This is a genomic window from Planococcus donghaensis MPA1U2, assembly GCF_000189395.1.
GTDB classification, from domain to species: Bacteria; Bacillota; Bacilli; order Bacillales_A; family Planococcaceae; genus Planococcus; species Planococcus donghaensis_B.
This window is the reverse complement of the sequence record NZ_AEPB01000003.1, coordinates 1-16,378: the sequence shown is the minus strand read 5'-3', so window position 1 is coordinate 16,378 and position 16,378 is coordinate 1. Positions and strand designations below refer to the sequence as shown.

The following is a 16,378-nucleotide window of genomic DNA, read 5'->3' as shown; positions in this document are numbered from 1 at the left end:
TGGTTTAAAAGTGTTTCCGGCAGCATAGGGAAATGATAGAATAATGATACACGTTCCTGTGAAACCATAGGTATTTGACATAATTTTTTCCTAAGGAGCCTTTTAATGGATATACAACTCGGCAACATCCCTTCTTTTCCTATTATTTTACAATTCGGGCCAGAATACTCAACGTTCAGTTCAATCGAGTACAACTCCACGTTAGTTGTTCAAGACTGCGCTTTCTTTTGTGTGCCCGGTGAAAATACCGATGGACATTTGTATATCGGTGAAGCTATTGCTAACGGAGCGACAACAATAATTGGGTCGAATCAGCTGTTATTGGCTGAGTATGCTAAGCAGCATCCAGATCTTTCTTTTGCAGTCGTACCGAATGTTCGTGAAGCACTTGCTTACCTATCCGATTTCTTTTATCGTTCGCCTCAAAAAGAGTTGATCAAAGTGGGTGTTACAGGAACCAACGGGAAAACTACGACAGCTACATATGTTTATAATTTGTTTAATCTTCTTGGAATCGGCTGTGGGTTTATTGGGACCACTGGGATTTTAAGAATGGATGGCAAGATTCCTTTCTATAAGAGCACGCCTACCACACCAATTTCATCTGACCTCCACAAAATATTTGCAAGGTTTGTAGAAGAAGGAGACCGTGCAGTAGCTATGGAGGTTTCTTCTATCGCTTTAGACCAAATGCGAGTAGAAGGAATTCGTTTTGATGTCGCGATTCACACGAATATTTCAGAAGAACATCTGGAATATCATAAGATATTTGAACATTATCTTCAGTCTAAATTAATGTTGTTCAAACAGTCTAAAGCAGCGGTCGTCAATGTAGATGATAAAGGGATGGCAAAAGAAATATTAGAAGTCATCAGTTATCCTCATTTAACGTACAGCAACCGCGTAGACTCAGGTGCGGATTTAATTTGGACAGCTTGTGAGTCTTCAGATACAGGGTTGAAGTTTGATCTTTATTACAAAGGAGAACGCTGGCCTATTCATGTACCTCTTTTCGGTGAATACAATGCAGCCAATTTAACGGCAGCAATTGGTTCCGCTCTATTGTCAGGTCAAAATATTGAAGCTATTGTGACTGTTTTACCAAAAATGTCTCAAGTCGAAGGGCGCTTTCAAGTAATACAAGGTCCTGACAATCGAAAAGTTATTCTGGACTATGCTCATACGCCTGTTGCATTATCAGCCGTCCTGAATGAAGTAAAGAAATTGTCGCATAACCGATTGATTGCGTTGATCGCAGGAATCGGGATCCGCGATTTCTCGAAAATGCCGAAAATGGCAAAAGCAGCGGAAGGAAAAGCGGATGTACTTGTCGTAACTGTGGACCACCCTGGAGATAATGAACCGAGCGTCGTCATTGATGCTGTATTAAAAGGATTTACAGTGCCTTATAAACAACAAGTCATCACAGCGAATTCACGACGTGAAGCTGTTTTAGCCGCTTTAAAGGAAAGTGGACCGGAAGATATTATCTTGTTATCTAGTGGTTCGATTAACGGTGCGCAAATCGTCAAAGGAGAATATATTCCCCATTCTGACGAAGCAATTATTGAAGAGTTTTTCAGTAACAGCGACAGCGGTTTATAACCACAAAAATCGCTTTTTGGGTGATGAATATGGTTATAATAGAAGAGAAGGTTACTTATATATCAGAATTGGAGTGAATGGAATGCAGTATCGTACAGAAAAAGATACCATTGGTGAAATTCAAGTTGAAACAGATAAAATGTGGGGTGCACAAACTCAGCGCAGCTTGCAGAACTTTGAAATTGGTACCGAGCGTATGCCGCATGAAGTTGTTATGGCTTTTGCCCAACTGAAAAAAGCAACAGCTAAAGCTAATCATAAGCTTGGGAAATTGTCTGAAGCGAAGATGAAAGCTCTAGAACTTGCTGCAAACGAAGTCATTGAAGGCAAGTGGAACGACCATTTCCCATTAGTCGTATGGCAAACAGGGAGCGGCACTCAGTCGAATATGAACATGAACGAAGTTCTAGCGCGTCGTGGAAACGAAATCCTCGCAGAACAAAATTCTGACGAAAAGCTTCATCCAAACGATGACGTAAACATGTCGCAAAGCTCAAACGACACATACCCAACTGCAATGCACGTTGCGGGCGTTTTAGCAGTTACAGAAAACCTTGTACCGGCTGTTCAAAAGTTGAAGGCAACGTTAGACGAAAAAGCGAAGAAATTTGATGGAGTGATCAAAATTGGACGCACTCATTTGCAAGACGCGACACCGTTAACGCTTGGTCAAGAAATTAGTGGTTGGAGACATATGCTAGAAAAGAGCGAGCGCATGATTCGTGAAAGCGTTGAGTATATGCGTGAGTTGGCAATCGGTGGAACGGCTGTAGGAACAGGTATCAACGCTGATCCAACATTTGGCCCTTCAGTTGCTGAGTTTATTAGCGAAGCAGTAGGTACTAACTTCACTTCTGCAGAAAACAAATTCCATGCATTAACAAGCCATGACGAAATGGTTTACACGCATGGGGCGATCAAAGCATTAGCTGCAGACGCAATGAAAATTGCCAACGACGTACGTTGGTTAGCAAGTGGTCCGCGTAGCGGAATCGGCGAAATCACAATTCCTGCAAATGAGCCTGGAAGCTCAATCATGCCAGGTAAAGTAAACCCGACGCAAAGCGAAGCGTTGACTATGGTTGCAGCTCAAGTAATGGGTAACGATGCAACTATCGGCTTTTCTGCAAGTCAAGGGAACTTCGAATTGAACGTTTTCAAACCGGTTATTGCGTATAACTTCCTTCAATCTGTTCGTCTGATGACGGATAGCTTGAATAGCTTTAATGATCATTGTGCAATTGGCATCGAGGCAAATCTTGATATTATTCAAAACCACGTTAGCAATTCATTGATGTTGGTTACAGCATTAAACCCGCATATTGGTTATGAAAATGCTGCGGCAATTGCGAAACAAGCACATAAAGATGGCACTACCTTAAAAGAATCGGCTGTAAACAGCGGACATTTAACCGCTGATCAGTTTGACGAGTGGGTTAAACCAGAAAACATGGTAGGCAAATAATAGAAAAAGAGCGGCCGATATTTTTCGGTCGCTTTTTTATTTTAGGATATAACGGTCACGACTCTAACTATCAAAACTATCAAGTACTAAAGGGTTTTAACCGAGTCATGGCGAACTAGTTACATTAACGGCAAAATAAAGAGGTGTATGATGCAAAAATCATTTGTGATGTCATGGAGTGGCGGAAAAGATTCAGCGTTAGCTTATTATCGTGCAGTAATAGAAGGGTATGTGCCGCTAGCGTTATTTACAATGTTTGAAGAAGATGGGACTAAATCACGATCACACGGTTTGCCCATAGAAGTAATGGAAGCGCAAGCTGAACGTATGGGTTTGCCATTAATCATCGGCAAAGCGAGTTGGTCGGGGTATGAAAAAGAGTTTATCGAGCAGCTGAAAAACTTTAAAGCGCAAAACATTGATATGGGTGTGTATGGCGATATCGATTTGCAAGATCATTTAGACTGGGTTGAAAAGGTGAGCGCTGAAGCACAGATGGGCGTCCTTCATCCACTTTGGCAAGAACCACGCAAATCGTTATTAACCGAGTTAATCGAAGAAGGATTTAAGTCGGTTATTACGGTTGTGGATACAAGTCGACTAGACGAACGCTTTTTAGGGCGTGAGTTTACACACGAATTAATCGATGAGCTAGAAGCAGCCGGTGTCGACGCGTGTGGTGAAGAAGGGGAGTTCCATACGATTATCGTCGACGGCCCAATCTTTGTAGAGCCGGTACCTGTTCAATTTGGCGAAAAGATCAAACTTGGAAATTACGCGATATTGGAAGTGAAACTTCATTCAGAGGAGTGATTGTGGATGATTCGAATTATGGGGATGGAAGAAAAACACATTCGACAAATGGCTGTGTTGCTAGCAAAAAGACATGAGCGAGAACGGAAAATTTTTGACTTTCTACCTGACAGGTTTGAAGAAATCGATGACACAGAAGAGGTATTGCGAAAAGTATTAACACGTCCTTATATTAATGGCATTGTAGCCGTCAGAGAAATTGATGTGATTGGTTATTTGCTATATGAATTCAAAGAAGACGCTAAACACGGACGTTATGTTTGGATGGACTACGAATCAATTGCCATTAGCGAACATGAACACCCACGCTTATTAAGGTTATTATATGCAAATGCAGGTGCAGAATGGATCAAACACGGCTATTTCCAACATATGTTGATGGCCCCTCTCGGCGACGAAAAAGTCATTGATCAATGGCTAGATCAGTCATTTGCGTTCGACCAAAAATATGGAATTCTTTCACTAAAGGATTTCGAACTTAAAAACGGCACTACTCCAAAATTAGAATTTCGTAAAGGCAGCAAAGAAGATTCGCCACTGTTAAAGAAAATGGCTATGTGGAATAGCATTCATCAGTCAACAGCGCCTTCTTGGCTCCCAATCACACGAGAAACATTAGAAAATGTTAAAGAAAGCTATGAAGCGTTGACTGAAGACCAAGCTGCTTATTTATGGTTAGCGGACCAAAGCGATCGAATTGCTGGATTCCATGTGTATTTTCGTAAAGAAGAATCATTAAGTTTAATAATTCCTGAAAAATGTGTAGAACTTGCAGCAGCATCGACAAATCCAGAGCTTCGCGGTACAGGTATTGGACGTGCATTAGCAAATCATTGTTTTGAAGATATGAAGAGTCAAGGCTTTGATTACATTTATGCAGATTGGCGAACAGCGAATCAGCTAGCTGCTTATTTTTGGCCACGTATGGGCTTTCAACCAATTATGGTTCGAATGACGAGGCAAGTTGACCCGCGTATTGCCTGGGCACACGGGGAAGAGTGAAGAAAATCTTGTGAACACACATAAAACGGATAGCAAAAGCCGACAAATTCTCTGTTTAGAGAATTTGTCGGCTTTTTTAGGGAATTACTTTAAAATCAATTAGCGCGTTGAGATTGTAGAAGGTTTTAGAACCATCTGTGTTTTCGATAAAAAAATCAGCGTATCCAGATACTTTATAATAACCGATAGGAAAATTATTGTCTGAGACATTTTGCACAAACTCGATATAAGCATCCTCATCTTCTGTGCTATAGCCACCACTGCCTGCATAGTATTCTGTTAAAGGTTCTCCTTTTGTTAATACGGTAATCAGTAAAGGTTCATTCATAGCATACTCTACCGAGTAATTTCTTGTTTCTTCGTAAATAAGGAAATAAAAAGGGGAAGCAGCATGGGAAATTTCAATGCTCTCCAACTCGCCGGTGTATTCCAACTCCGCATAAACTTCGACGTTGTCACCTTCTGTATATTGTTCTTTTTCTGTTACTAACCGATAAGTAAAGTCATCTTTTGTTGTTTCAGCTTGTGGGCTCGTTACATGAAACTCCGTTAAATCGTCCTGTGAAGATGGTTCAATTCCACAAGCGGATTGCAGCAAGACCAAACCCATAACTCCAGCAGTCGCAAAGGTTTTCATAATAATTATGCCTCCTTTACACATCAGACGAAACAAAAGGTATATCCGTTACAAAAAGAGTTACTCAATCTTGTCTTCAGGACGCCATCCTTGTTGCAAATCACGAATCGACAAACCAAAAGTCATTTCAAGGTGAGGGTAGTCTTTAAAACGTTGCCAATCTCCTCCCCAATCAAACCCTAACTGTTTTCCGATAGCTGCCACTTCAAACCAATCACTTTTGCCGTTGTCATTGTCGTCCCGCTCTATATCCCAAACTACAGAGTCGTCGTCTAGTCTCAATGCGTAGTCAATGGCTAAACCATAATTATGATAAGACTCACCAGCTGCTGCATAAGTAACGATAGCGCCAGGCATATTACGTCCTTGATTGTGCAAGCCCTGTTGTTCTTCGGGGGAACGGTAGCCGTCTGTTATTAAAATATCAATACCTATTTCAGCGGCTCTAGTTACCAGTAAATCGCGCTTTTCTTCTACGATGGGGTGTAAGCCAGAAGGCAAAGGGCGATTTTCCAAATCTTCACGAAATGCTAGTTCGTTTTCAATCCATATAAATAAAAAAACGCCAATAACCAATAGAAACACAATGGAAAAAGCGGTCTTTACATTTTTCAAAATTATTCACCTCTATCGGTTCTATTGTAGCAAAAATCACTAAAAGAGTATCGTGGGGAAGAATTTGGTAGGATAGAAGAAACAAGCAGAGAGGGGATACAATAGAATGGTAATCGAATTAATGAAAGCACACGCTTCTGTCCGTGATTATAAAGAAAAACAATTAACGCGGGAGGAAGTTAGTGAACTAATAGAAGCAGCACAACACGCTGCCACTTCACATTTTGTTCAAGCTTATTCAATCATTTGGGTTACAGATCCAGAAAAACGTAAAAAATTAGGCGAGCTATCGAAAAATGCGAAACAAATGGAAGGAGCGGGAGCGGTATTTCTGTTATGTGCAGATTATAATCGACTTCAGCACGCAGGGAAATTGCATGGACAAGACATCGTCTTTGATCAAGCAGAAAACTTACTAGTAGCTGTAACAGATGTTGGTCTGTTAGCACAAAACTTAACACTTGCTGCAGAGTCTAAAGGATATGGCATTTGTTATATTGGTGGCGTTCGTAATGATATGGCAGCCATTAGTGAACTAGTTGGCTTACCTGATGGCGTCTTTCCTGTTTATGGCTTAACCATTGGTGTTCCTAATGAAGCAAATGGAGTGAAACCACGTTTGCCGGTTGAAGCCATTTTACATGAAAATGAATACGATGAAGCTAAATACGATACGATATTGCCAGAGTACGACCAGACAATTCAATCTTATTATGAAAGCCGTGGCTCAAACCAAAAATCAGCTACGTGGACACAGCAAATGACTCAATTCCTCAGCAAGCCACATCGCCAAGATTTAAAAGAAGTATTGGCGAAAAAAGGCTATCGCTTTAAATAGTTTGAACATTTAGCAGAAATTGTGGGAGGGAAAGCAATGAAATTGGCGATATTCGGAGCCACAGGCCGTGTTGGAGGAGAAATTCTAAAACGAGCTTTAGCAGATGGTCATGAAGTAAAAGCGTTGGTTCGTTCAGAAAAACTAGAAACACGTCCGAATTTGGAAGTTGTAATTGGCGATGTGCGAAATGCAGATGACATTGAAAAAACAATCAAAGGGACGACAGCTGTTTTTAGTGCGATTGGAACAGACCGCACGACCACTTTGTCAGACGCTGCCCCTTTAATCGTCAAGTCAATGGAACAAAACGGTGTTCAACAAATTATTTCTATTGGAACAGCTGGAATTTTAAATAGCCGGTTGAGTCCAGGGCTTCTTCGCTATGAAGGTGGCGACTCAAAACGCAAAATGACATTTGCTGCGGAAGAACACGAAGCGGTTTACCGCTTGTTTGAAAAAACATCTCTTCACTGGACAATTGTTTGCCCTACCTATTTGCCAGATGGCGAAGCACAGGGCAATTACCGGACAGAAAAGGATTTCTTGCCTTTAGAAGGCAAAGAAATAACAGTAGGAGATACGGCAGAATTTGCTTATCGTCTACTGAACTCAAAAGAATTTATTCAAAGCCGCGTTGGGCTGGCTTACTAATATGCACAACGATAAGGTGATTCGATGAAAAAATGGCTGCTCCGTATTGTGGGAAGTGTTTTGGCATTACTAGTAATTGGCGTTGTTGGTTTTATCATTTATGCTCAATTTGATTATGGTCCGAGTGCTGTGCTAACTCAAAATGTAGATTTAACTGCAATTGAAAAAGATGAAGAAGGTCTGTTTTTTCAACCGGAATCGCCAAATGGTAAAGGAATAATCCTTTATCAAGGTGCTAAAGTCGAAAAAGAAGCTTACGCTTATTTGGGTCACTCTTTAAGTGAACAAGGATTTGTTGTATCGATCCCTCAACTGCTATTAAATTTTGGCATTCTGGGTGCTGGAACGGCAGATGACATCATTGACGAACATTCAGAAGTAGAAGAGTGGTTCGTTGGCGGTCATTCTCTAGGTGGCGTCGCCGCTTCTTTTTATGCAGAAGATCCATCTGAAAAACTAAAGGGCTTGTATTTTTTAGGGTCATATCCTGCGAGTGACTTTTCGAAAAGCGATTTAGCGATGTTGTCGATTTACGGAGAATTGGATGGCTTATCCAAAGTTCAAGATATTGAAGATAGTAAACGACTGTTTGCTGAAAATCGTTCTTTTGTAGAAATACAAGGGGGCAATCACGCCCAATTTGGCTTGTATGGTGAACAAAAAGGCGATAATTCAGCCGGAATCACCCCAATTGAGCAACAAGATCAAGTAGTAGAAGCGATAACAACATGGATAAACAAAAACTGACTCGGAATCTCCGAGTCAGTTTTTTTATAGCTTAAATATAAAGAACGCCAGAAAGATAGAGATAATGACTAATGTGTTGACGATATAGGAAGAGCGTTTGCTAACAGGTTGATCAAGTGACGGGAACCGTTCGACAACCCGCATGGCTCCGTAAATAAGAGCGGCTAAAATCAGCAGCGTTACAACCAAGTTCATATCGTAAATGCGCACGTCGATAAAACGAATCAACACGACAGAAAAAGCTAAAATAATACCGTTCACTAAGTTTTTTCGTTTCATAAGTACTCCTTTAATTCATTTTCTAAGAAAGGTTTAGCTGACAGCAAAGAAGTAAATTGCTGATACCGTTCATATTGCCCAGCGCTTAGTTTTTTACCGGTTTTATAAGCGCGAATCAAAATGTTCTTTGGAGTATGTTCCATATCGATAAATTCCATTAACTGCGTTTCATAGCCAACAAGTGACAATAGTTCTGCACGAATCGAGTCCGTAGCAAGTGCGCTAAAACGCTCTTTGATAAGACCATGTTGAAGCATAATGCCAAGTTCAGGTGCATCAATTTGGCTATTCAATTCATGCTGACAGCAAGGAACACTCAAGATAACTTTGGCATCCCATTTTACAGCACGTGACAATGCCATATCGGTGGCTACGTCGCAAGCGTGTAACGTGACTACCATATCGACTGCAGATTCGTCGTTATAATCGTTAATGTCACCAACTAGAAATTCGAGTTGCTCATAGCGCAAGTCTTGTGCAATTTGCTGACATTCTTCGATTACTTCTTTTTTCAAATCGAGACCAGTAACTCGGAGGTTCAAGCCCTTTTCAATACGCAAATAATGATAAAGTGCAAAAGTTAAATACGATTTTCCGGAACCAAAATCAAGAATACGAACGGTACGGTCTTGGGGCAAATAAGCGAGCGTGTCGTCGATAAATTCGATAAAGCGATTGATTTGACGGAATTTGTCGTATTTTTGCTTTTTGACTTTGCCATCTGGATTTTGAACGCCAAGACGTACGAGAAATGGGTATGGTACACCATCTTCTAATAAATATTGTTTTTTACGGTTGTGCGAAAGCTCTACTTTTTTTGAACTTGTTTGTTCGGTTTTCCAGCTAACTTTTGATTTCTTCGATAACTGAATTTGAACTTTTTCTTCTGTAAATTGAATAAGAGCTTGTCGGAAATCGTTGAACAATAAAGTTAATTTTGCTATAGCTTCTTCTAGAGATAAATTTTCATGTTTTAACACATGTTCGTGTTGGTATTCAAATTGAATGAAATACTCTTTTTTTATTTCAACGGGTTTTAACTTGATTCGTTTAACGTCACTTGACTTTAACCGGGGTTGGCTAATTGTGGCTGAAATAAGTTGTTTATCTGAAAGTCGTTCTGCTAATTGATCATGCATTGTTTGTAAGTCCATGGTCGATCCCTTCCGTTCTGTGTAATGGTTTTAGTTTATCATGCAGTGTGTATAAAGAGCGAGCTGACCGTCTTTTTTTACTGTCGATTAAGTTCCATTAATTTGGAATTTTGTGATAATATAAAGTTGAGTGAAAACGTTTTCAAATAGGGGGATGTATTGTGGAGATTTTACATAAGACAGTTGGTCAAATTGTAAGAGAACAAGCTGCAAAGAATCCGGAAACTGAGGCATACGTTTATCCGGAGCATGGAATCCGAAAAACGTACAAAGAATTTGATGAAGAAACAGATCGTTTAGCAAAAGCGTTTATGGGCATTGGTATTGAAAAAAGGGAACATATCGCTATTTGGTCAGACAATAAACGTGAATGGCTATTGAGTCAATTTGCCACAGGTAAAATGGGTGGGGTATTGGTAACCGTTAATACAAGTTATCAATCGAGCGAACTTGAATATTTATTGAAACAGTCGGACGCGACGACTTTAATACTAGGAGAAGAGTTTAAAGGAACGAGTTATATAGATATATTGAATACGGTTTGTCCAGAATTAAAAACTGCTAAAAAAGGAGCAGTGAATAGTAGTAAGTTACCTCACTTTAAACGAGTAATTGTCATGAGCGATAATAATTATCCTGGAATTTACACGTGGTCAGAGTTCGAAGCTTTTGCTGAAAGTGTTAGCGATGCTGAGTTTGAAGAGCGCTTCGATTCAATGAACCCTGATGACGTTATCAATATTCAATATACATCTGGTACTACCGGATTTCCGAAAGGCGTAATGCTAACCCATTTGAATGTCGTCAATAATGGCAAACTTGTTGGCGATACGATGGCGTTAACAGAAAAAGATCGTTTGTGTATTCCTGTGCCGTTTTTCCATTGTTTCGGCTGTGTTCTTGGAACAATGGCGGCCGTCACCCATTCCACGACAATGGTCATTGCAGAACAGTTTGAACCAAAACGAGTTTTGCAAATGGTGCAGGACGAGAAATGTACAGGACTTCATGGGGTGCCGACGATGTTCATTGCGGAGTTAAACCATCCGGAATTTTCAACGTTTGATACATCAACATTGCGTACAGGCATCATGGCAGGCTCGTCATGTCCGATTGAAGTGATGAAAAAAGTCATCAATGAGATGGGGGCATCCGAAATTACCATTGCTTACGGACAAACGGAATCGTCTCCTGTCATTACGCAAACGCGAGCCGATGACGATATTGAAAAGCGAGTGTCGACAGTTGGTAAGCCACATGCTGGAGTAGAAGTGAAAATCATTGATCCTGCGACTGGAGATGAAGTAGAACTAGGTTTGCCTGGAGAACTTTGTACAAGAGGATATCATGTAATGTCTGGGTATTATAAAAACGAAGATGCTACAAAAATGGCGATTGATTCGGAAGGGTGGCTACATACTGGTGACATTGCAGTTGAAGACGAAGAAGGCTATATCGATATTACAGGTCGTATAAAGGATATGGTGATACGGGGAGGGGAAAATATTTATCCGCGTGAAATTGAAGAGTTTCTTTACCAGCATCCTTCAGTGTTAGACGTTCAGGTGATTGGTGTCCCGGACCCGAAATACGGAGAAGAACTAATGGCATGGATTATTTTAAAAGAAGGGGAGCAACTCAATGCGGAAGAATTGAGAACTTACTGTAAAGGGAAAATCTCACACCATAAAATTCCACGCTATATTGAATTTACGAAAGAGTACCCAATGACAGCTTCCGGAAAAATACAGAAATTTAAGTTGCGTGAATTATCCATCGAACACAGTGAAAAAACAAAAGTTTAAACGAAATAAAGGAAAGCACCTTTTGAGGCGCTTTCCTTTATTTCGTTTAGCGGCAACTAGTTTAGTTGTGTCTGTCTACGGGGACAGTATTACGGTAAAGCCTTTGTTGAAATAGATGCGAAGTGTGCAGGAAGGAGTGTGCAGATGACTTGGTTAAGTTTTATTTTCGCTATTGGATTTGTCTCAATTCATCTATTTTCAAAAAGCTTAAAACTCATGAAAGTTTTGCCGCGAAGTCGTTTTCTTTCCGTAGCAGGTGGAATATCAGTCGCTTATGTTTTTTTGCATTTACTGCCAGAACTGAGTGTCTTTCAAGAGGATTTGCATGGAGAGCTTGAAAATAGCAGGTTGCTTTTTATCGAAAATCATATATATTTAATTGCTATGTTTGGATTAGTGGTTTTTTATGCTTTGGAAAATTCAGTTAAAGTTTCAAAAAAGAAAAACAAATATGCAGAAAAGCCAAAAGCGGCAATAGGTGTTTTTTGGCTGCATATTGTTTCTTTTACTCTTTACAATGGCATCATCGGTTATTTACTTATTAGGGAAGAGTATGAAAATTCTTTGGGCATGACATTATTTTTTATTGCGATGGGTGTCCACTTTATAACAAATGATAAGGGCTTGCGTGCGACTCACCAAGAAGATTACGATCGATATGGCAGATGGTTATTAGCTGCTGCAATTCTAATTGGCTGGGGAATTGGTGCTTTTGCCGAAGTTCATGAATGGATGATCTCCGTACTTACAGCTTTCTTAGCTGGAGGTGTTATTTTAAATGTTTTAAAAGAAGAGTTGCCGGAAGAACGAGAAAGTAGTTTACTGGCATTTACTACTGGGCTCATATCTTATTCGATTTTATTATTGCTATTATAAAACGAAAAAATATTTTAATGACAAATAAGAGAATCTTTTGGTATAATATACTCACTATAATAGGTAATAAAGCATGCGTTAAAACGGCTTACCTTAAAGGGTGTTTACAATGATTACTGAAGAAGAATTAGCCATTTTCGAGTATGAGCTAACAAAGCTCATGGAAGAATACCGAAAATGCGTGGATCAGTCTTTAAAAAAGAAAATACAAGAAGATATGGCTTGGTTAAAGACGGTCATTTTTACAACAGGTTCTTATGAACGCACAATCGAAAATTAGTCACTTTAAATCTGCAGCGTATTATTGCTAGCAGATTTTTTTTATGGAGAAAAAATAGATTTGTGAACAGAACTGTAACAAAACCTCTCGGAAATCCTTTAAACACAGGCAATCGACGGGGGTTTCCTTTAGGGGTGCTTTATAATAGAAGGAGATAAAGCAGAGGAGCGAATGGCATGAACGATTTAAAGCAGTTAGCATTTCAACGAAAACACACCATGACATTTTTAGTCGTAATGTCGATTTTAAAAGGCCTTGCCACAATTGGACAAGCCTTGTTTTTCGTGATGATTGCAGATCGTGTATTTCTTCAAAATGCTACTTTTGAAAGTTTAATCCCGTTATTCGGTGGGTTGTTGATATCGATTTTGCTGCGAGCAGGATCGGGGTATGCTTTAGGTAAAGCAGGAGTCAATTTAGCTGCCGATGTAAAAAATGAATTTCGGAATACGCTAATCGAATCATACGCTAGAAATCCATTGCTAGCTGCAACACAAGGTCAATCAGGTCAGAAAGTCAGTTTGTTAATGGATTCTGTAGATGAAATAGACGGTTTTTTTAGCAAATACATTCCTCAGATGATTCAAACGTATAGCATTCCTATCATATTGTTAGGTGTCATTTTTTCGCAAAACTGGACAAGTGGAGTCATTATTTTAATTACAGCACCATTTATTCCGGTTTTTATGGCATTGGTTGGAAAAGGAACAAAGAAAAAAGCCGATGAAAAAATGGAACAACTCAACCGTTTTTCCGGTACTTTTCTAGATGTTTTGCAAGGTCTGTCTACGCTGAAAATTTTTGGGCAAGCTGAAAAACAGCAGCAAGCTATTCAGAAAAGCAGTTTAAGTTTCCGTGACTCTACAATGGATGTATTAAAATCAGCGTTTCTTTCTTCCTTGATGCTTGAGTATATTTCCATGCTAAGCATTGGTATTGTAGCGTTAGAAATAGGGTTAAGACTCGTTGTATTTGATAGTATTAGTTTTTTTACAGCGTTTTTCATATTAATTTTAGTACCCGATTTCTTTAACCTATTAAAAGATTTCGGCAGTGCTTTTCATACGGCACGTGGGAGCGTATCCGCCGCAAACCAATTAACGGCGGAGTTAGAGAAAGCGAATACTGATTTAACGTGGGGAAAAGAAGCAATGGCAGAAGAACCACCTCACTTATCATTAGAACAGTTTTCTTTTCAATACGGCGAAGGTTTTTCGTTAGCTCCGCTCAATGTGGAAATCTCGCCTTATAGTCAAGTGGCGATTGTCGGAAAAAGTGGTTCAGGAAAAACGACTTTGATGCACTTACTAGCAGGACTTCTTCCGCAAAGCGAAGGTCGGTTCTATGTGAACGGTGTCGCTCGAGAAACTATTAGTGAAACCTCTTGGTTCGATCAATTAAGTTACATTTCCCAGCATCCTTATCTTTTTTCTGGCACTATTCGAGAAAACATAGAAATGGGTGTTACAAGCGATGTTAGTGATGAAGATGTGAGAGTAGCGGCTAAAAAAGCAGGTATTGCAGAAATGGTATCAACTCTTGAAAAGGGATTTGAAACACCAATTGGTGAAGCTGGACGCGGTTTGTCTGGTGGAGAAAAGCAGCGAATTGCACTTGCACGGGCTTTCTTGAAAAAACCGTCACTTATTTTATTTGATGAACCAACGACTGGGCTAGATTTACAAACCGAGAAAATTTTGCAAGACTCTTTGCGTGAATTGAAAAAAACTTCCACGGTTATTACGGTCGCTCATCGTCTTCACACCATTAAGGAAGCAGATATCATCTTGTTTTTAGATGATGGCAAACTGGATGCAACCGGAAATCATCAAGAACTATTGGAAACTTATGGGCCTTACGAAGAAATGCTTGCAGCGCAGCAAGGAGGTGGCTTTTAATGATTGAGTTAAAAGGTGTGTTGAAGTTAACACTGCTTGAAAAAAAAGATGTGCTCATTGCGATCTTTTTTGGCTTTTTAGCAGGTGTTGCAAGTGTTGCGTTAATGGGATCAAGTGGTTATTTGATTTCAAAAGCAGCTTTAACTTCTCAAATGACAACGCTCGTAGTCATGGCGGCTTGTTTAAAATTATTTGGTTTCGCATCGGCATTAAGTCGTTATGCAGAACGGCTGTATTCTCACCGAGCGACTTTTACAATGCTGAGTCATTTAAGAGTATCGTTTTTTGAGCGCTTGTCACCACTTGCACCAGGAATATTTAGCAAGTACCGTAGTGGTGATTTATTATCGCGAATTGTTGGGGATGTGGAAAGTTTACAAAACTTTTTACTGCGCGTATTTTATCCACCAGTAGTGCTTGGCATTGTGTTTTTAAGTGCAGTTTTCTTTACGTCATTTTTCTCACTAGGCATTGCGATTGTTATTTTTATCGGAATGTTGTTAACGGTAGTGGTGGTTCCAGCACTTTTCTCTAGTAGAAAGCGTCGTATGGATGGACAAGTTAGAGCGCAGAGAGGGAATTTAGCGATCGAATCGACGGAATTTCTTTATGGATTTCGGGATTTGAAAATTCATCAACAGCTTAACGCAAAAGAACAACAATTGAAAAATGACGCAGCTCAATATAATGAGGGGCAACGACAAGAAGGATTAGAAGAAAACTTAGCTCAATCTATGAACGCATTTGTTGCGTTACTCGTTTCCTTTTTTGTTTTAGGTGTTGGCGCATATTTTGTTGCAGCTGGTGAACTAAATGGCTTGTATTTAGCAATGCTCGTAATGATTTCTATTGCGGCTTTTGAAAATGTTGCACCAATGGCAGCTTTTCCAACTTACTTTGAAGAAAGTCGGAAAGCGTCTGTTCGTTTAGAAGAGATCGTAGCGGAACCTGCTGCTTTGCAAGGAACAGAAGGAATGCCAAATGGGCCACTGGATATTAGGCTGGATAAAGCGTCTTTTCAATACCCAGGTGATAGTAGCTTAGCAGTCAATTGTGTATCTCTTCACTTGAAGCCAGGTACAAAAACAGCGATAGTCGGACCGAGTGGTTCTGGGAAATCAACATTGATGCAGTTGTTGCTAACTGTTTTTCCTCTTAATCAAGGTCAATTATCAATCGGTGGAAAATCTGTTGAGGCACTTAAACAAGAAGAGATTTGGCAACAAATGAATATTGTTTTGCAGGAAAATCATTTCTTTTATGGCACAATCCGGAGCAATTTATTGATGGCGAATTCCGAAGTGACAGAGGAGCAAATGATTCGCGTGCTAGCTCAAGTTCAATTAAACAACTTTTCTTTGAACATGACAGTGGAAGAAAAAGGACAGAATTTATCGGGAGGTCAAAAGCAGCGGCTAGCAATTGCGCGTGCTATGTTAAGAGGGAAGCCTCTATGGCTTTTGGATGAACCAGTATCTTCTGTGGATAGTTTAACAGCACAAGTTATTTATCAGCAGATGTTCCAGCAACATAAAGATGATTTGTTTGTCATCATCAGTCATGACTTAACAGGGCTTGAAAATATGGATCAAATTGTCGTTATGGAAAAAGGCTGCATCGTAGAAAGTGGTTCATACGACGAGTTGATGGAGAAAAAAGCGTATTTCTATCAACTTAAAGAAATCGAAAATAGCGTATTTGCTTAACAGTTTG

At 39.8% G+C, this 16,378-nt stretch carries 16 protein-coding genes; 12 read left to right on the top strand and 4 right to left on the bottom strand.

The features are described from left to right. Positions 1 to 105: 105 nt before the first annotated feature. The 4 genes from GPDM_RS01300 to GPDM_RS01285 all read left to right on the top strand — a co-directional run bounded on the left by GPDM_RS01300 (position 106) and on the right by GPDM_RS01285 (position 4,885). On the top strand, positions 106 to 1,605 hold the full coding sequence (locus GPDM_RS01300; protein ID WP_008428164.1) for a UDP-N-acetylmuramoyl-L-alanyl-D-glutamate--2,6-diaminopimelate ligase: 1,500 nt from the start codon (positions 106 to 108) through the stop codon (positions 1,603 to 1,605). Between the two features lie 82 nt (positions 1,606 to 1,687). Further along, complete coding sequence (gene fumC / locus GPDM_RS01295; protein ID WP_008428163.1) at positions 1,688 to 3,070, top strand: class II fumarate hydratase; 1,383 nt, start codon at positions 1,688 to 1,690, stop codon at positions 3,068 to 3,070. A 150-nt stretch (positions 3,071 to 3,220) separates the two neighbouring features. Next, positions 3,221 to 3,883: a Dph6-related ATP pyrophosphatase gene (locus GPDM_RS01290; RefSeq protein ID WP_008428162.1), complete on the top strand. Its 663-nt coding sequence runs from the start codon at positions 3,221 to 3,223 to the stop codon at positions 3,881 to 3,883. Positions 3,884 to 3,889: 6 nt separating this feature from the next. After that, positions 3,890 to 4,885 (top strand): GNAT family N-acetyltransferase, encoded by a 996-nt coding sequence (locus GPDM_RS01285; RefSeq protein ID WP_008428161.1) that lies wholly within the window; start codon positions 3,890 to 3,892, stop codon positions 4,883 to 4,885. A gap of 76 nt (positions 4,886 to 4,961) precedes the next feature. Here GPDM_RS01285 and GPDM_RS01280 read toward each other — a convergent pair whose 3' ends face one another. Next, positions 4,962 to 5,522, bottom strand: coding sequence for a hypothetical protein (locus GPDM_RS01280; RefSeq protein ID WP_008428160.1), 561 nt, complete (start codon positions 5,520 to 5,522; stop codon positions 4,962 to 4,964). Between the two features lie 60 nt (positions 5,523 to 5,582). Further along, a complete protein-coding gene (locus GPDM_RS01275) occupies positions 5,583 to 6,137 on the bottom strand; it encodes a M15 family metallopeptidase (protein ID WP_008428159.1) in 555 nt (184 codons plus the stop codon). A gap of 106 nt (positions 6,138 to 6,243) precedes the next feature. Here GPDM_RS01275 and GPDM_RS01270 point away from each other — a divergent pair, with 106 nt between their 5' ends. The 3 genes from GPDM_RS01270 to GPDM_RS01260 are packed head-to-tail and all read left to right on the top strand — an operon-like array spanning position 6,244 to position 8,373. Continuing rightward, the gene (locus GPDM_RS01270) at positions 6,244 to 6,975 is read left to right on the top strand and encodes an NADPH-dependent oxidoreductase (protein WP_008428158.1); all 732 of its coding nucleotides are present in this window, start codon (positions 6,244 to 6,246) and stop codon (positions 6,973 to 6,975) included. Between the two features lie 36 nt (positions 6,976 to 7,011). Continuing rightward, positions 7,012 to 7,626, top strand: a complete 615-nt coding sequence (locus tag GPDM_RS01265; protein WP_008428157.1) for an NAD(P)-dependent oxidoreductase — start codon at positions 7,012 to 7,014, stop codon at positions 7,624 to 7,626. Between the two features lie 24 nt (positions 7,627 to 7,650). Then, on the top strand, positions 7,651 to 8,373 hold the full coding sequence (locus tag GPDM_RS01260) for an alpha/beta hydrolase (protein WP_008428156.1): 723 nt from the start codon (positions 7,651 to 7,653) through the stop codon (positions 8,371 to 8,373). A 24-nt stretch (positions 8,374 to 8,397) separates the two neighbouring features. On the opposite strand, the gene GPDM_RS01255 is transcribed toward GPDM_RS01260, so the two are convergent. Next, positions 8,398 to 8,652: a hypothetical protein gene (locus GPDM_RS01255; protein ID WP_008428155.1), complete on the bottom strand. Its 255-nt coding sequence runs from the start codon at positions 8,650 to 8,652 to the stop codon at positions 8,398 to 8,400. Next, complete coding sequence (locus GPDM_RS01250) at positions 8,649 to 9,806, bottom strand: class I SAM-dependent methyltransferase (protein ID WP_008428153.1); 1,158 nt, start codon at positions 9,804 to 9,806, stop codon at positions 8,649 to 8,651. Before GPDM_RS01250 ends, GPDM_RS01255 begins: the two co-directional genes overlap by 4 nt. A gap of 161 nt (positions 9,807 to 9,967) precedes the next feature. Between GPDM_RS01250 and GPDM_RS01245 the strand changes: the two genes are divergently transcribed. The 5 genes from GPDM_RS01245 (at position 9,968) to cydC (ending at position 16,371) form a co-directional block, all read left to right on the top strand. After that, entirely contained in the window at positions 9,968 to 11,611 is a 1,644-nt protein-coding gene (locus GPDM_RS01245) for an AMP-binding protein (RefSeq protein ID WP_008428151.1), read from the top strand. Positions 11,612 to 11,755: 144 nt separating this feature from the next. Then, positions 11,756 to 12,487 carry a hypothetical protein gene (locus tag GPDM_RS01240; protein WP_008428148.1) on the top strand — a complete coding sequence of 244 codons (732 nt, stop codon included), beginning with the start codon at positions 11,756 to 11,758 and terminating at the stop codon, positions 12,485 to 12,487. Between the two features lie 109 nt (positions 12,488 to 12,596). Then, entirely contained in the window at positions 12,597 to 12,767 is a 171-nt protein-coding gene (locus tag GPDM_RS16680) for a hypothetical protein (protein ID WP_008428146.1), read from the top strand. Between the two features lie 176 nt (positions 12,768 to 12,943). Further along, positions 12,944 to 14,665 carry a thiol reductant ABC exporter subunit CydD gene (cydD, locus tag GPDM_RS01235; RefSeq protein ID WP_008428144.1) on the top strand — a complete coding sequence of 574 codons (1,722 nt, stop codon included), beginning with the start codon at positions 12,944 to 12,946 and terminating at the stop codon, positions 14,663 to 14,665. Then, positions 14,665 to 16,371, top strand: a complete 1,707-nt coding sequence (gene cydC, locus GPDM_RS01230) for a thiol reductant ABC exporter subunit CydC (protein WP_008428142.1) — start codon at positions 14,665 to 14,667, stop codon at positions 16,369 to 16,371. Before cydD ends, cydC begins: the two co-directional genes overlap by 1 nt. The last annotated feature ends 7 nt before the right edge of the window (positions 16,372 to 16,378 follow it).

What these genes read in the sequence shown, in the direction of transcription:
- GPDM_RS01300 (WP_008428164.1), top strand. Translation starts at nt 106, where the DNA reads ATGGATATACAACTCGGCAACATCCCTTCTTTTCCTATTATTTTACAA.
- fumC (WP_008428163.1), top strand. Translation starts at nt 1,688, where the DNA reads ATGCAGTATCGTACAGAAAAAGATACCATTGGTGAAATTCAAGTTGAA.
- GPDM_RS01290 (WP_008428162.1), top strand. Translation starts at nt 3,221, where the DNA reads ATGCAAAAATCATTTGTGATGTCATGGAGTGGCGGAAAAGATTCAGCG.
- GPDM_RS01285 (WP_008428161.1), top strand. Translation starts at nt 3,890, where the DNA reads ATGATTCGAATTATGGGGATGGAAGAAAAACACATTCGACAAATGGCT.
- GPDM_RS01280 (WP_008428160.1), bottom strand. Translation starts at nt 5,522, where the DNA reads ATGAAAACCTTTGCGACTGCTGGAGTTATGGGTTTGGTCTTGCTGCAA.
- GPDM_RS01270 (WP_008428158.1), top strand. Translation starts at nt 6,244, where the DNA reads ATGGTAATCGAATTAATGAAAGCACACGCTTCTGTCCGTGATTATAAA.
- GPDM_RS01265 (WP_008428157.1), top strand. Translation starts at nt 7,012, where the DNA reads ATGAAATTGGCGATATTCGGAGCCACAGGCCGTGTTGGAGGAGAAATT.
- GPDM_RS01260 (WP_008428156.1), top strand. Translation starts at nt 7,651, where the DNA reads ATGAAAAAATGGCTGCTCCGTATTGTGGGAAGTGTTTTGGCATTACTA.
- GPDM_RS01255 (WP_008428155.1), bottom strand. Translation starts at nt 8,652, where the DNA reads ATGAAACGAAAAAACTTAGTGAACGGTATTATTTTAGCTTTTTCTGTC.
- GPDM_RS01250 (WP_008428153.1), bottom strand. Translation starts at nt 9,806, where the DNA reads ATGGACTTACAAACAATGCATGATCAATTAGCAGAACGACTTTCAGAT.
- GPDM_RS01240 (WP_008428148.1), top strand. Translation starts at nt 11,756, where the DNA reads ATGACTTGGTTAAGTTTTATTTTCGCTATTGGATTTGTCTCAATTCAT.
- GPDM_RS16680 (WP_008428146.1), top strand. Translation starts at nt 12,597, where the DNA reads ATGATTACTGAAGAAGAATTAGCCATTTTCGAGTATGAGCTAACAAAG.
- cydD (WP_008428144.1), top strand. Translation starts at nt 12,944, where the DNA reads ATGAACGATTTAAAGCAGTTAGCATTTCAACGAAAACACACCATGACA.
- cydC (WP_008428142.1), top strand. Translation starts at nt 14,665, where the DNA reads ATGATTGAGTTAAAAGGTGTGTTGAAGTTAACACTGCTTGAAAAAAAA.